11 protein-coding genes are annotated in these 13,884 nt (G+C 64.2%); 6 read left to right on the top strand and 5 right to left on the bottom strand.

Annotated elements, in window-relative coordinates; all coding sequences use genetic code 11:
- Positions 1 to 37: 37 nt before the first annotated feature.
- From araG to ACK3SD_RS09110, 5 genes are all read left to right on the top strand, one after another.
- A complete protein-coding gene (araG, locus tag ACK3SD_RS09130) occupies positions 38 to 1,564 on the top strand; it encodes an L-arabinose ABC transporter ATP-binding protein AraG (protein WP_481125263.1) in 1,527 nt (508 codons plus the stop codon).
- A 16-nt stretch (positions 1,565 to 1,580) separates the two neighbouring features.
- Positions 1,581 to 2,582: an L-arabinose ABC transporter permease AraH gene (araH, locus tag ACK3SD_RS09125; RefSeq protein WP_137763259.1), complete on the top strand. Its 1,002-nt coding sequence runs from the start codon at positions 1,581 to 1,583 to the stop codon at positions 2,580 to 2,582.
- A gap of 112 nt (positions 2,583 to 2,694) precedes the next feature.
- The gene (gene araC, locus ACK3SD_RS09120) at positions 2,695 to 3,624 is read left to right on the top strand and encodes an arabinose operon transcriptional regulator AraC (RefSeq protein ID WP_481125262.1); all 930 of its coding nucleotides are present in this window, start codon (positions 2,695 to 2,697) and stop codon (positions 3,622 to 3,624) included.
- A gap of 117 nt (positions 3,625 to 3,741) precedes the next feature.
- Positions 3,742 to 4,785, top strand: coding sequence for an oxidoreductase (locus tag ACK3SD_RS09115; protein WP_137763257.1), 1,044 nt, complete (start codon positions 3,742 to 3,744; stop codon positions 4,783 to 4,785).
- A 48-nt stretch (positions 4,786 to 4,833) separates the two neighbouring features.
- Complete coding sequence (locus tag ACK3SD_RS09110; RefSeq protein WP_481125261.1) at positions 4,834 to 5,838, top strand: bile acid:sodium symporter family protein; 1,005 nt, start codon at positions 4,834 to 4,836, stop codon at positions 5,836 to 5,838.
- 2 nt (positions 5,839 to 5,840) lie between these two features.
- Here the strand turns inward: ACK3SD_RS09110 and ACK3SD_RS09105 are convergent, their stop codons facing one another.
- From ACK3SD_RS09105 to malX, 4 genes are all read right to left on the bottom strand, one after another.
- Entirely contained in the window at positions 5,841 to 6,950 is a 1,110-nt protein-coding gene (locus ACK3SD_RS09105; protein ID WP_481125260.1) for an endonuclease/exonuclease/phosphatase family protein, read from the bottom strand.
- A gap of 111 nt (positions 6,951 to 7,061) precedes the next feature.
- Positions 7,062 to 8,063 carry an adenosine deaminase gene (gene add / locus ACK3SD_RS09100; RefSeq protein ID WP_481125259.1) on the bottom strand — a complete coding sequence of 334 codons (1,002 nt, stop codon included), beginning with the start codon at positions 8,061 to 8,063 and terminating at the stop codon, positions 7,062 to 7,064.
- 148 nt (positions 8,064 to 8,211) lie between these two features.
- Complete coding sequence (locus ACK3SD_RS09095) at positions 8,212 to 9,393, bottom strand: MalY/PatB family protein (protein ID WP_481125258.1); 1,182 nt, start codon at positions 9,391 to 9,393, stop codon at positions 8,212 to 8,214.
- 11 nt (positions 9,394 to 9,404) lie between these two features.
- Positions 9,405 to 11,015 (bottom strand): maltose/glucose-specific PTS transporter subunit IIBC, encoded by a 1,611-nt coding sequence (gene malX / locus ACK3SD_RS09090; RefSeq protein ID WP_481125257.1) that lies wholly within the window; start codon positions 11,013 to 11,015, stop codon positions 9,405 to 9,407.
- Between the two features lie 160 nt (positions 11,016 to 11,175).
- On the opposite strand from malX, the gene malI reads away from it, so the two are divergent.
- Complete coding sequence (gene malI, locus ACK3SD_RS09085) at positions 11,176 to 12,198, top strand: Mal regulon transcriptional regulator MalI (RefSeq protein ID WP_481125256.1); 1,023 nt, start codon at positions 11,176 to 11,178, stop codon at positions 12,196 to 12,198.
- An 86-nt stretch (positions 12,199 to 12,284) separates the two neighbouring features.
- Here the strand turns inward: malI and ACK3SD_RS09080 are convergent, their stop codons facing one another.
- Positions 12,285 to 13,841 (bottom strand): YdgA family protein, encoded by a 1,557-nt coding sequence (locus ACK3SD_RS09080; RefSeq protein WP_481125255.1) that lies wholly within the window; start codon positions 13,839 to 13,841, stop codon positions 12,285 to 12,287.
- Positions 13,842 to 13,884: the final 43 nt, after the last annotated feature.

The following is a 13,884-nucleotide window of genomic DNA, read 5'->3' as shown; positions in this document are numbered from 1 at the left end:
CCGCCTTTTCCGTTGACCATCCCACGAGGGTTATACGATGACAACGCAGTCACCCTATCTGGAGTTTCGCGCCATCGGCAAACAGTTTCCGGGCGTGAAGGCGCTGGACGACATCAGCTTCCACTGCCATGCCGGCCAGATCCACGCGTTGATGGGGGAGAACGGCGCTGGCAAGTCAACGCTGCTGAAGATCCTCAGCGGCAACTACACCCCCACCAGCGGCGAGATCCGCCTGAAGGGGGCGCCGGTCGCCTTTAACAACACCACCGACGCGCTGAACGCCGGCGTCGCCATCATCTACCAGGAGCTGCATCTGGTGCCGGAGATGACGGTGGCGGAGAACATCTATCTGGGCCAGCTGCCGCACAAGCGCGGGCTGGTGAACCGCAAGCTGCTGCGCTACGAGGCGCAGTTGCAGCTTAAACACTTGGGGCTGGAGATCGATCCCGACACCCCGCTGAAGTACCTCTCCATCGGCCAGTGGCAGATGGTAGAGATCGCCAAGGCGCTGGCGCGCAACGCCAAGGTAATCGCCTTTGACGAGCCGACCAGTTCGCTCTCCGCGCGCGAGATTGAGCAGCTGTTCCGCGTGATCCGCGAACTGCGCGCCGAGGGGCGGGTGATCCTCTATGTGTCACATCGCATGGAGGAGATTTTCGCCCTCAGCGACGCCATCACGGTGTTCAAGGATGGGCGCTACGTGCGCACCTTTGACGACATGGCGCAGGTGGACAACGAGAAGCTGGTGCAGGCGATGGTGGGCCGCAATCTGGGCGATGTCTACGGTTATGCGCCACGCCCGCACGGCGCGGTGCGGCTGAAGGTGGAGGAGGTCAAGGCACCGGGCGTGCGCACCCCGATCTCGCTCGAGGTGCGCGCCGGTGAGATCGTCGGCCTGTTTGGGCTGGTGGGGGCCGGGCGCAGCGAGCTGATGAAGGGGCTGTTTGGCGGCACGCGCATCAGCGGCGGCCAGCTGCTGCTGGATGGCGAGCCGCTGCGGGTGCGCTCGCCGATTGACGCCATCCGCGCTGGCATCATGCTCTGCCCGGAGGATCGCAAGGCCGACGGCATCATCCCGGTGCACTCGGTGCAGGAGAACATCAACATCAGCGCCCGGCGCAAGACCGTCACCGCTGGCTGCCTGATCAACAATCGCTGGGAGAGCGCCAACGCCGACAAGCATATCCGCTCGCTCAACATCAAAACGCCGCACGCCCGCCAGTTGATCATGAACCTCTCCGGCGGCAACCAGCAGAAGGCGATTCTGGGCCGCTGGCTGTCGGAGGAGATGAAGGTGATCATGCTGGATGAGCCGACGCGCGGCATTGACGTCGGCGCGAAGCATGAGATCTACCACGTGATTTATGAGCTGGCGAAGCAGGGCATCGCGGTGCTGTTCGCCTCCAGCGACCTGCCGGAGGTGCTGGGGCTGGCTGACCGCATCATCGTGATGCGCGAAGGCGCGGTCTCCGGCGAGCTGTCCCATGATGAGGCTACGGAAGAGAAAGCGCTCAGCCTGGCTATGCTGCGTACCCCTGAACTTGACCCAGGCGCCGCCGCCTGATGTGAGGAGCAATACGATGTCCACTGTTACCACAAATTCCATCAAACCCGGCAGCAGCCCGGCGAAACCGCGCGGCCTGGGGCTGTCCCGCGTCTGGGACAGCTACGGTATGCTGGTGGTGTTCGCGGTGCTGTTTCTCGCCTGCGCCATCTTCGTGCCGAACTTTGCCACCTTCATCAACATGAAGGGGCTGGGGCTGGCGATCTCCATGTCCGGCATGGTGGCCTGCGGGATGCTGTTCTGCCTCGCCTCCGGTGACTTTGACCTCTCCGTCGCCTCGGTGATCGCCTGCGCCGGTGTCACCACCGCGGTGGTGATCAACCTGAGCGAGAGCCTGTGGCTCGGCGTGGCCGCCGGCATGGGGCTGGGGCTGCTCTCGGGGCTGGTGAACGGTTTTGTCATCGCACGGCTGAAGATCAACGCCCTGATCACCACGCTGGCGACGATGCAGATCGTGCGCGGGCTGGCCTACATCATCTCCGATGGCAAGGCGGTGGGGATTGAGGATGAGCGCTTCTTCGCCCTCGGCTACACCAACTGGTTCGGCCTGCCGGCCCCAATCTGGATCACTGTCGCCTGCCTGATCCTGTTCGGCTTCCTGCTCAACAAAACCACCTTTGGCCGCAATACCCTGGCGATCGGTGGCAATGAGGAGGCAGCGCGGCTGGCCGGGGTGCCGGTGGTGCGCACCAAAATCATCATCTTCATCCTCTCCGGGCTGGTCTCGGCGGCGGCGGGCATCATCCTCGCCTCGCGCATGACCAGCGGCCAGCCGATGACCTCGATTGGCTATGAGCTGATTGTCATCTCCGCCTGCGTGCTGGGCGGCGTCTCGCTGAAGGGCGGCATCGGCAAAATCTCCTACGTGATCGCCGGTATCCTGATCCTCGGTACAGTGGAGAATGCCATGAACCTGCTGAACATCTCGCCTTTCTCACAATATGTGGTGCGCGGCGCGATCCTGCTGGCGGCGGTGATTTTCGACCGCTACAAACAGGCGGCAAAACGCACGGTGTAGGGGTAAAAACCTTTTCTGTTCACACTTTCGCAACATGGCCGGGCAGCGCGCTTGCTGCCCGGCCGCGAGATCGGCAATGTGTGGCGTTAACGCGTTGATGTTGGAGGATCAGATGTATCACCGTATGATTCAGGAACCGCAACCCAACCCGCTGCTGCCGGGCTATAACTTCAATGCCTATCTGGTGGCCGGGCTGACGCCCATCATGGCGGATGGCCCGCTCGACTTCGTGGTCGACCGGCCGGGCGGCATGAAGGGCTACATCCTCAATTTGACCATCAAGGGGCAGGGGCGCATCTTCGACGGCGAGCAGGCGTTCTACTGCAACCCCGGCGATTTGATGCTCTTTCCGCCCAAGGCGCCGCACCACTATGGGCGCTCCGCCAACAGCGACTGCTGGTATCACCGCTGGGTCTACTTCCGCCCACGCGCCTACTGGGCCGACTGGCTGGAGTGGCGCAGCAAGACCAACGAGGTGGGCCGGCTGATGCTGCCAGACAATACGCTGCTGCTGGAGTTTGACCGCCTGTTCGCCAACATCGAGCAGACGCAGAAGTCGGGCCGCCGCTTCTCCGAGGAGCTGGGGATGAACCTGCTGGAGCGCCTGCTGCTGCGGGCGATGGAGGAGGATCCGCAAAGCCCGCAGAAGATCCTCGACCCACGGGTGATTGAGGCGTGCCAGTTCATCACCGGCAACCTGGCTGGCGAACTGCGCATTGAGGAGGTGGCACGCCACGTCTGCCTGTCGCCGTCGCGGCTGGCGCACCTGTTCCGCGAGCAGGTGGGAATCAATATCCTGCGCTGGCGCGAGGATCAGCGGGTGATCCGCGCCAAATTGCTGCTCCAGACCACCCAGGAGTCGATCGCCACCATTGGCCGGGTGGTGGGCTATGATGACCAGCTCTACTTCTCGCGCGTGTTCCGCAAGCGGGTGGGCGTCAGCCCTAGCGACTTCCGTCGCCGCAGCACCGAGATCAACTACCCGGCGCGCCCCTACCGCGAACGCCCCTGGCCGGAGCAGGAGGCCGCCAACTCCCGCTAGCGCCCGCCGCCGCCCGGCCGGGTGGCGGAACCGCCAATCTTCACAAATAATTTACTCTTGTTCTGCTGCCCGTCATGGTGTCAAATCAGGGCAGGTAAACGTTCAAGAGGATGTGAAATGGCAGAGAAAATCCGTGTTGGGCTGGTGGGTTACGGCTACGCCAGCAAAACCTTCCATGCGCCATTGCTGGCGGGAACGCCGGGCCTGGAGCTGGCGGCGATCTCCAGCAGTGACGCCAGCAAGGTCGAGGCCGACTGGCCTTCGATGAAGGTGGTAAAAGACCCGCAAACGCTGTTCGACGATCCCAGCATCGATCTGGTGGTGATCCCCACCCCGAATGAGACCCACTTCCCGCTGGCGCAGGCGGCGCTCACCGCCGGCAAGCACGTGGTGGTGGACAAGCCCTTTACCGTGACGCTGGCGCAGGCGCGCGAGCTGGAGAAACTCGCCGCCGCCACCGGCAAGCTGCTCTCGGTGTTCCACAACCGCCGCTGGGACAGCGACTTCCTGACGCTGAAATCCCTGATGGGCGAGGGGAGCCTTGGCGACATCGTCTACTTTGAGTCCCACTTCGACCGCTACCGCCCCGAGGTGCGCAACCGCTGGCGCGAAGGCGGCGGCCCCGGCAGCGGCATCTGGTACGACCTTGGCCCGCACCTGATCGATCAGGCGCTGCAACTGTTCGGTATGCCCGACAGCCTCTACGTTGACCTGGGGATGCTACGCCCCAACGCCCGCGCCGTGGACTATTTCCACGCCATCCTCAGCTACCGCAATCTGCGCGTAGTGCTGCACAGCACCGTCTATGCCGCCGCCGAAACCCCGCGCTTCACCGTGCAGGGCACGCAGGGCAGCTACGTCAAGTTTGGCCTCGACCCGCAGGAGGATCGCCTGAAGGCCGGCGAGCGCCTGCCGCAGGAGGATTGGGGCTATGACATGCGTGACGGCGTGGTGACGCTGGCGAACGGCGACATGATGGCGGAGAAGGCGCTGCTGACGCTGCCGGGCAACTACCCGGCCTACTATGCGCAGGTGCGTGACGCCATCAACGGGCAGGGCAACAACCCGGTGACCGCCGCCGAGGCGATCCGCGTGATGGAGCTGATTGAGCTGGGGCTGGAGTCCGCCGGCCAGAAACGCGCCCTGCCAGTCAAAGCCTAAGGGCATCATATTGGGCGCCGCCTGGCGCCCCTGTTCAAGGAAAGTGTCATGTCGTGGTTGCAACGTTTGCGGATAGACCCCTTTTTGCTGATTCTGGTGACGGTAGTGATCGTTGCCTCGCTGTTCCCCTGTGAGGGCCGGGCCAAAACCGGCTTTGAGTACCTGACCACCGCCGCCATCGCGTTGCTGTTCTTTATGCATGGCGCGAAGCTGTCACGCGAGGCGATCATCGCGGGCATGGGCCACTGGCGGCTGCACGTGGTGGTGTTCCTGAGCACTTTTGTGCTGTTCCCACTGCTGGGGCTGGCGATGAACCTGCTGTCGCCGGGGATTCTGACGCCCACTGTCTACCTCGGCTTTCTCTACCTCTGTGCGCTGCCGGCCACCGTACAGTCGGCCATCGCCTTCACCTCGGTGGCTGGCGGCAACGTGGCGGCGGCAATTTGCAGCGCCTCGGCCTCCAGCATCCTTGGCGTGTTCCTGTCGCCGCTGCTGGTGGGCGCGCTGATGCATACGCAGGGCGGTAGCACCAATATCCTGCACGCCATCGGCTCAATCATCCTGCAACTGATGGTGCCCTTTATCATTGGCCACCTGTCGCGCCCGCTGATTGGCGGCTGGGTGCAGCGCCACAAGAAGCTGGTGAACATCACCGACCGCTCCTCAATCCTGCTGGTGGTCTACACCGCCTTCAGCGCTGCGGTGGTGGAGGGGATCTGGCACCAGATTGATGGCTGGTCAATTCTGGCGATTGTGGTGATGTCGCTGGTGCTGCTGGCGGTGGTGCTGGTGATCAACACCCTCGCCGCGCGCTGGCTCGGCTTCAACACCGCCGATGAGATAACCATTGTGTTCTGCGGCTCGAAAAAGAGTCTGGCGAATGGCATCCCGATGGCCAATGTGCTGTTCCCGACCGCTGCGGTCGGTGCGATGGTGCTGCCGCTGATGATCTTCCACCAGATCCAGCTGATGGTCTGTGCAGTGCTGGCGGCGCGCTACGCCCGGCGCACCGCCGCGGCGGAGGCCAAGGCGGTCGAGCGCCCGGCGCGCTGAGCCTAAATATCCAGGTCTACCCACAGCGCCGCATGGTCTGAACCGGCATGTTCCGGCGCTGTCATCTCCGGGTAGGCCTCCCACTTCACCGGGCGCACGCCCGGCCACATCCCCTTACGAATCACGCCGCCCGCCTGCACCTTGTCCCATAACGCGGGCGACAGCAGGATGTAATCCAGCTTGTTGCTGGCCGCGCAGTTGCCCCAGGTGCCGGGATAGCCGCCCTGATCAAAGCGCGGGTGGGTGAAGGCGTCACGCAGGTCGCTCTCCTGCAACAGCGGCGCGAGGGCGTCGCTCTCCGGCGTGTCATTGAAATCGCCAGCGATGGCGATGAACCGGTGCCCCTCCTGCACCCGCTGCTGGTAGATCTCCCGCACCCGCTGCGCCTGCAACCGGCGGCGGGCGTCGGAGCTGCTCTTGCTGCCGTAGCCCTTGCTTTTCAGGTGGTTGACCATCACCCATAGCGTCTCGCCGGAGGCGAGGGGAATGCTGTACTCCGGGCAGTCACGCGAGAAGATCAGCGCCTCGCCCTGCCGGTCATCGACGTGGCTGCGCATCTCGCGAATCGGCAGTTGGGAGCCGGTCATCAGCCCGACGTCGATGCCGCGCGTGTCATTACCATCAATCACCATCACATGGCGGAACGGCTCGCCGCCCAGCGCACGGATAATCTCCTGATTGAAGGCCGCCAGCGATGGCCGGCTCTCCGCCTCAATCACCGCCAGCACGTCAGCTTTCAGGTCAATCATCACTTTGGCGGTGAGGCGCATGGCGATTTCGTTCACCGGCTCCTCAATCAGCTCCAGCGAGCCAACCCAGTCGGCCCGGCCCTCGGCCGTGATGGTGATGCCACCCGCGCGGGGCCGCGTCAGCAGGCTGCCGCGGTTGCGCCGCAACATGACGAACGGGCCGGTGTCTGACTTCTCCAGCCCCAGATCGACGAGCAGGGCCGCCATCTTCTTTTTCATCGCGTCGGTGTAGGTCACTTCACCCAACAGGGCGTTCAGTGCCGCGAACTTCTCCAGCACCGGCCGGCCGCTGCTCCAGCTGGCCTGATCCATCACCGCTGCCCGGTCAAACAGGTTTTCCACATTGTAGGATGCAATACGCATGGCTCTCTCCTGTGTTGCGCTGTTTACAGCGTAGCCAGCAGGGAGGCAAAAGGGGGGAAAATCAGAAAAGGGTGGGGAGGGGCAGGCCGGGCGGTGCCGGCCTGCAACACATCAGCGGGCGGCGGCCTTGTCGCGCAGCGCCTGCTTCTCCTGCTCGCTGAGGAATGCCATCGTCAGGCCATTCTGCTGGGCCTGGCGGATCTCCTCTGGCGTCAGGCCGGCCTGCGGCGCGGCAACCTGGTACTCGTGTGGCAGCTCAATGCCCTGCACGGCCGGGTCATCGGTGTTGATTGAGGCGAGCACGCCGTGGCGCAGGAAGGTCGCCAGCGGGTGCGCAGCCAGCGAGGAGACGGTGCTAGTCTGGATGTTGGAGGTGAGGCAGGACTCAATGCCAATCTGCTGCTCAGCCAGAAAATCGAGCAGCGCCCGGTCTTCTACCGCCTTCACGCCGTGGCCGATGCGCTCGGCACCCAGCTCGCGGATCGCCTGCCAGATGCTCTCCGGGCCAGCGGCTTCGCCAGCGTGCACGGTGATGCGCATCCCGGCGTCACGCGCGCGGTTGAAGTGACTGAGGAACAGGCTGCCGGGGAAGCCCAGCTCATCGCCAGCCAGATCCAGCGCGGTGATGCCATCGCGGTGCGCCAACAGCCCCTCCAGTTCACGCAGGCAGGCTTCTTCGCCAAAGGTGCGGCTCATGATGCCGATCAGGCGCACCTCGGTGCCGAAATCGCGGATGCCAGCGCGCACGCCGTCGATCACTGCTTCCACCACGCCAGCCACCGGCAACTGGTGGGTCATCGCCATGTAGCCGGGCGAGAAGCGCAGCTCGGCGTAGTCGATCCCGGCCTGGCGGGCATCCTCCACATTCTCATAGGCGATGCGGCGGCAGGCCTCCAGCGACCCCAGCACCGCCACGCCCAGATCCAGCTTTTGCAGGAAGCTCACCAGATCCGGCTCATTTTTCATCACCTGCACATGCGGGCGCAGCGCCTCCAGCTCATTGGCCGGCAGCGGGTGGTTGAACTGGCGACCCAGCTCGAGAATGGTTTGCGCACGGATGTTGCCGTCAAGATGGCGGTGGATGTCAGTCAGGGGAAGGCGGGGATCAATCATGATGTGCACTCTTCTAAGAATAAAGTGCATAACAGTATAAAAATAAACAGATGAAAATTACCATGCGTTGCAGCAAAAAGAGGGCGAATGGCGGGTTGTTTGCGCAATCCACCGCCACCTGTGCTGGCGGCGGTGGGATTTTTGCCAGTTACTGCGCCTGCAAGGTGCGCAAGGCGTGGATCAGCGCGTTGACGCCGTGCTCCAGTTTGCTGCGCGGGCAACCGGCATTGAGCCGCACAAACCCGCGCCCCTCCGCGCCATAGGTGGTGCCGGGCATAATCGCCACCCGCTCATGCTCCATCAGTTGCCGCTGCAACGCTTCGTCATCCATCGCCAGCGGCCGCAGGTCAATCCACGCCAGATAGGTTGCCTCTGGCGGCTGCCATCCGAGCGTTGGGAAGGCGTGGTTGAGCGCCTCTGCCGTCCAGCGCAGGTTCTCCGCCAGATAGTTGCGCAGCGCATCCAGCCAGGGCGCGCCCTTCTGGTAAGCGGCGATGTGCGCCGTTAACGCCAGCACCGCCGGGGAGGAGAGGCCATCGCGCCCCTTCAACTGTTGCAGATAGTGCCCACGCGTGACGTCGTCACTTATCAGGCCATAAGCGCCGGTCAGCGCCGGGATGTTGAAGGATTTGGAGGCGGAGGTCAGCAGTGCCCAGTCACTCTCCGGCGGGGCGATGGCCGCCCACGGGCGGTGCCGCCCCTGCCACACCATATCCATATGGATCTCATCGCTGATCACCCGGACGCCGTGGCGTGCGCAAAGCCCAGCCATGATGCGCAACTCCTCCTCCTGCCACACCTTGCCGGTGGGGTTGTGCGGGCTGCACAGCAGCAGGATTTTGCACTCGGGCCGCGCCAACAGGTGCTCCAGCGCCGCAATATCGCAACGCCAGGTGACGTTGTCACGTGTCAGTGGGCAGGCCAGCACCTGCCGCTGGTTGCCCTCAATCACTTTGTAGAAGGCGTCATAGGCAGGCGTATGGATCACCACCGCGTCGCCGGGCGCTGACCAGAGCTGGATTAGCGCCGAAACCATATAGATCACCGACGGCCCATACACCGCGCTTTTGGTATCAATCGCGGTATCAAAGCGCGACTGGAACCAGCCCTGCAGCGCGCCCAAAAAGTCGTCGTGCTGCCAGCGGCTGTAGCCCAGCACACCGTGCGCCAGCCGCTGGTGGAGCGCCGCCAGCACACAGGGCGCGGTGGCAAAATCCATGTCTGAGATGGTGAACGGCAGCAGATCCGCATGGCCGAAGCGATCGGCCACGTAGTCCCACTGGGTGCACCAGGTGTTATGCCGGTCAACCGGTGTGGAGAAATCAAACATCATGGCTCCTGTTACGCTGTCACGTTCTGTAGTGGGCGCTCAACGACCATCAGCGCCGCCAGCTCATCTTTTACCGACTGCACCTGTGGGCCAATCACCACCTGCAACGTATGGGCGTTGAGGTGCACCACGCCCAGCGCGCGCAGGCGTTTCAGCGCCGCGTCATCCACCCGCGCCATCTCCTGCACGGTCAGCCGCAGGCGGGTGATGCAGTTATCGAGTGACAGGATGTTCTCTGCCCCGCCCAGCGCCGCCAGAATGGCCGGGACGTCATAGCCGGAGCGGCCGGTGGGGGCATTGCTCGTGGCGAAAGTGCCAGCCACCGGCTCGGTTTCACGGCCAGGGGTGTGGATGTCAAAGCGCAGGATGGCGACGCGGAACAGCACATAGTAGAGGGTAAACCACGCGGCAGCGGCCACCGGCACCCAGTACCAGCGGGTGGCGGTGCCATGCAGGATGCCGAACACCACGAAGTCGATGATATTGCCATCGGTGTTGCCGATGGTGACGCCCAGCAGCGCCATCAGCGTAAAGCCGAGGCCGGTGAGCAGCGCATGGGCAAGGTAGAGCAGCGGGGCGACAAACAGGAACAGGAACTCAATCGGCTCGGTGGTGCCGCCCACCACGCAGGCCACCACGCCTGAGATCAGCAGCCCCTTCACCCGTGCGCGGTTCTCTGGCCGGGCGCAGTGGTACATGGCCAGCGCCGCGCCGGGCAGGCCGCCGAGGAAGGCCGGCATCTTGCCCTGCGACAGGAAGCGGGTGGCGCTCTCCGCGAAGCCGTGGGTCTCCGGGCAGGAGAGCTGCGCCTGGAAGATGGTGAGCGCGCCGCTGACATCCTGTCCGCACACCTCCAGCGTGCCGCCCGCCTCGGTAAAGCGGATCAGCGCCACCAAAATGTGGTGCAGGCCGAAGGGGAGCAGCAGGCGCTCGCCGCTGCCAAACAGCATCGGGCCAAAGATGCCCGCGCCGCTGATCAGCTGCCCCAGCCCGTTGATGCCAGCGGCAAACCACGGCCAGACCAGCGGCACCGCCAGCCCGAGCACGCCCAGCACCAGCGTGGTGATGATTGGCACGAAGCGCGCGCCGCCAAAGAAGGCCAGCGCATCGGGCAGGCGGATGGTGTGGAAGCGCTCATGCAGCAGCGTGACCACTATCCCCACCAGCACCGCGCCAAGGATGCCGGTATCGATCGACTGCACCCCCAAAATCATCTGGATATTGTTGGCCTTCAACAGCAGCGGGTCACTGGCGGGCAGGATGCCACGCGCCGTCAGGCAGACGTTGGTCGCCAGGTTCAGCACCGTATAGCCGACAAAACCGGAGAAGGCGGCGACCCCCTTGTTTTCCCGCGCCATGCCGAGCGGGATGGCGATGGCGAACATCACCGGTAGGAAACTGAAGGCCACCGATCCGATCTTGCTCATCCAGGCAAACAGCATCTGGCAGAGCGGGTGGCCGAGCGCTGGCAGCAGGGCAATCACGTCCCGGCTGCTGAGTGAACTGCCGATGCCGAGCATAATGCCGCAGAACGACAGCAGGGCGACCGGCAACATAAAGGTTTTGCCGAGGCTTTGGAAAAATTCCCACAGCGTAAGGCGGGGCCGGGCAGAGAGAGACATACACGCTCCTTGCGAAAATGTTGTAAAAACGCGATAAAATTGTGAAAAAAGCCTGATAAATCAGGTAAAGTAAGATAAAACGTTTTAGCACTTTGGTTTGAGGGGCCGATCACAGAGTATGAGGGCCGCATTCATCAAAGAAGGTCAACGGGGCGGAGAGATGGCGGAGAAGAAGACAACCATTCATGACGTCGCCAGCCAGGCCGGGGTCTCCATTACCACGGTGTCAATGGTGTTGAGCGGCAAAGGACGCATCTCAGCGGAGACGGCGGCACGGGTGCAGGCGGCGATTCAGGCGCTAGACTACCTACCGAACCGGCAGGCCGCGACCCTGCGCGGCGGGCGCTCCGGCACGGTTGGGCTGATTGTGCGCGACCTCTGTGCGCCCTTTTACGCGGAGGTCACGGCGGGGCTGGGCGAGACGCTGGAAGCGGAGGGGCGCACGCTGCTGCTGGCACAGGGCGGCGCGCAGGGCCACGGCACGCTGCGGGCGGCGGAGAGCCTGCTGCGTCAGGGCGTTGAGGGGTTGGTGCTGGCCGGCAACCTGTTGCACGGGCTGGAGGTGCGCCAGCGTGCGGAGACGGCGGGGGTGCCGTTGGTGTGCGCGGCCCGCGGCGCGGCGCTGGAAGGGATGGATCTGGTGCGGCCGGACAACCAGCAGGCCGCGCGGATCGCCACCCGCTATCTGGCGGATGGCGGCCACAAGCAGATCGCCTATCTGGGCGGCGCGGGCCACTCGCTGACCCGCGCCGAGCGGCTTGGCGGCTTCTGCGCCACGCTGTTGCAGTACGGCCTGCCGTTCCACCCGGAGTGGGTGATTGAGTCTGATGGCCGACAGGGCATCGCCGCCAAAACCGAGGCGCTGTTGCGCCGCCACCCGCAGATCACCGCGCTGGTCTGCCACGACGCGGCGGTGGCGCTGGGGGCCTACTTCGGCGTGATCAGCACGGGCCGCGCGCTCGGCGGTCAGGCGCTGGAGGGACTCTACAGCCCGCGCATCACGCTGGTGGGGTTTGGCGAAGCCAGCGACGCCATGCTGGCGGAACTGCCGCTCACGCTGGTCTCCGCCGAGGCGCGCGAAGTGGGCCGCAGCGCCGCCAACCGCCTGCTGCAAAAAATTGACGGCGACACCACCCTCCGCCAATGGGTGGTCGCCCCACAACTGACGGTGCGGGCGGGATGAGCGGTAAGGGAAGCCTTAGAAAAAGCTACGCGGGTCGTAGAGGGATTCGGCAAAGAAAAAGGCCATCCCTGAGGATGGCCTGTTGATTACTGTGCCGGGGTGACCGGTGCCATGCCGGGCAGGGGGGCCAGCGGCGAGACGCCGGGCACCTGCGTCGGGGCGGGGGCGTCAACCGGGGCGCCGAAGATGCCAAACAGGCCAGCGAACTGTTGCAGGCTCATGGTCTGGCCGTTCAAATCCACCTGATTATTGGCGAAGTGGAAGCGGGTGCTGATGGTGTTGTCCTGCACGTTGGTCAGCTTGAACATCTGGCCCATCGCCGCCAGCCCCTGCACCTGCTGCGCCGCCAGTTTCTTGGCGTCCGCCTCGCTGTAACCCTGCATCTTGCCAATCTGGGTCGCCAGCTCGGTTGCCATCGGCATCGGGATGGTCAGGGTGGCGTCGAGGTTACGCACCAGTTGGGCAATCAGCTGATCCTGAGTCTGCGCCGCCGGCTGGCCCGCCGGGGGTTCGTTGAAGTTCAGGTTCAGGGTGAAGGTGCTCTCGCCAGCGCTGTTCTTCCAGCTCAGCGGGTTGATGGTGATGCTCGGGCTGCCCTTCAGCAGGATCGGCAGGTTCTGGCCAAGGATGGCGGCGGCCTGCGCCTGATAGGCGGCCGGGTCGAGCTGGTCGCCCTGCTGCATCAGCTGCATGGTCTGCTGGTTGTACTGCTCAGAGAACTGCTTCAGCGCCGCGGCGTCCAGCTTGTCCAGCGTGACGGTCAGCTTGCCCGCGCCGAGGTCAGCGCCCTGTACCTTCAGCGCGTCCAGACTGTAGTCCAACCGGCCATTCAGGGTGTTGCCCTGCTCGCCGAAGTGGCTGTTCAGACGGAAGTTCTCCAGCGCGGCAGCATCTTTGCCCTCCACGTTGACGACCACCTGTTTCGCCACCAGCTGCTGGTCGCCGATCGCCACCTGCAACGCGCCCTTGTGGGTGTCGCTGCTGGCCGTTACGCCGCTGAAGGTCATCTTCTCCAGCTGGCCGAACTGGTTACGTGAGGTGAGGGCGACGCTGTCGCTGCGGGCGTCAAACTTGGCGGTGGCGAAGTCGCGGGCGATGTCGGCGTCAAGGGTGGCACCGGAGAACTCCAGACGGCTGGCGTTGTTCTGGTAGTCAATCGGGGCCAGCGCGAGGGCGGTCTGGGTATCGCCATTGTAGGCGATGCGCGTCTCGGCGCTGGCCGGGGTCGCGCCCTTGGTCATGGTGAACAGCCCCTGCACGGCGGCGGTGTTCGCCAGCTCACTGTGCACTGAGGCCATGCTGGGGATCAGGTTGAACTTTTTCAGCTGCGCCAGCGGGAAGGGGCCGTGGTCGATGGTCTCATTGAACACCACCTCCTCGCCGGGGCCGAGCGCCTTCTCGCCCTGGGCGGCCGGATCGGCCTGCAACACCAGTCTGGCGTTGCTGCTAAAGAGATGGCGCTGGAAATCCTGGTACACCAGCCGCACGCCGGCCTGTGGGAACTGGGATTTAATTTGGCTGTTGGCCTGCGCCACCATCTCGTCCAGATGGCTTTCGAGTTGCTTCCCGGTGTACCAGGAAGCGCCGGTCCATGCTGCGCCCAGCACCACGATGACGCTGACGGCAATTAACGATTTTTTCATAGCTTCTCATCCTTTACGCGGCCTTGGGCATGGCCGCTGTCTG

This window comes from Chimaeribacter sp. YP20170169, assembly GCF_056739715.1.
The sequence above is the reverse complement of the archived record's forward strand: the minus strand, read 5'-3'. Positions and strand labels throughout refer to the sequence as shown.

What these genes read in the sequence shown, in the direction of transcription:
- araG (WP_481125263.1), top strand. Translation starts at nt 38, where the DNA reads ATGACAACGCAGTCACCCTATCTGGAGTTTCGCGCCATCGGCAAACAG.
- araH (WP_137763259.1), top strand. Translation starts at nt 1,581, where the DNA reads ATGTCCACTGTTACCACAAATTCCATCAAACCCGGCAGCAGCCCGGCG.
- araC (WP_481125262.1), top strand. Translation starts at nt 2,695, where the DNA reads ATGTATCACCGTATGATTCAGGAACCGCAACCCAACCCGCTGCTGCCG.
- ACK3SD_RS09115 (WP_137763257.1), top strand. Translation starts at nt 3,742, where the DNA reads ATGGCAGAGAAAATCCGTGTTGGGCTGGTGGGTTACGGCTACGCCAGC.
- ACK3SD_RS09110 (WP_481125261.1), top strand. Translation starts at nt 4,834, where the DNA reads ATGTCGTGGTTGCAACGTTTGCGGATAGACCCCTTTTTGCTGATTCTG.
- ACK3SD_RS09105 (WP_481125260.1), bottom strand. Translation starts at nt 6,950, where the DNA reads ATGCGTATTGCATCCTACAATGTGGAAAACCTGTTTGACCGGGCAGCG.
- add (WP_481125259.1), bottom strand. Translation starts at nt 8,063, where the DNA reads ATGATTGATCCCCGCCTTCCCCTGACTGACATCCACCGCCATCTTGAC.
- ACK3SD_RS09095 (WP_481125258.1), bottom strand. Translation starts at nt 9,393, where the DNA reads ATGTTTGATTTCTCCACACCGGTTGACCGGCATAACACCTGGTGCACC.
- malX (WP_481125257.1), bottom strand. Translation starts at nt 11,015, where the DNA reads ATGTCTCTCTCTGCCCGGCCCCGCCTTACGCTGTGGGAATTTTTCCAA.
- malI (WP_481125256.1), top strand. Translation starts at nt 11,176, where the DNA reads ATGGCGGAGAAGAAGACAACCATTCATGACGTCGCCAGCCAGGCCGGG.
- ACK3SD_RS09080 (WP_481125255.1), bottom strand. Translation starts at nt 13,841, where the DNA reads ATGAAAAAATCGTTAATTGCCGTCAGCGTCATCGTGGTGCTGGGCGCA.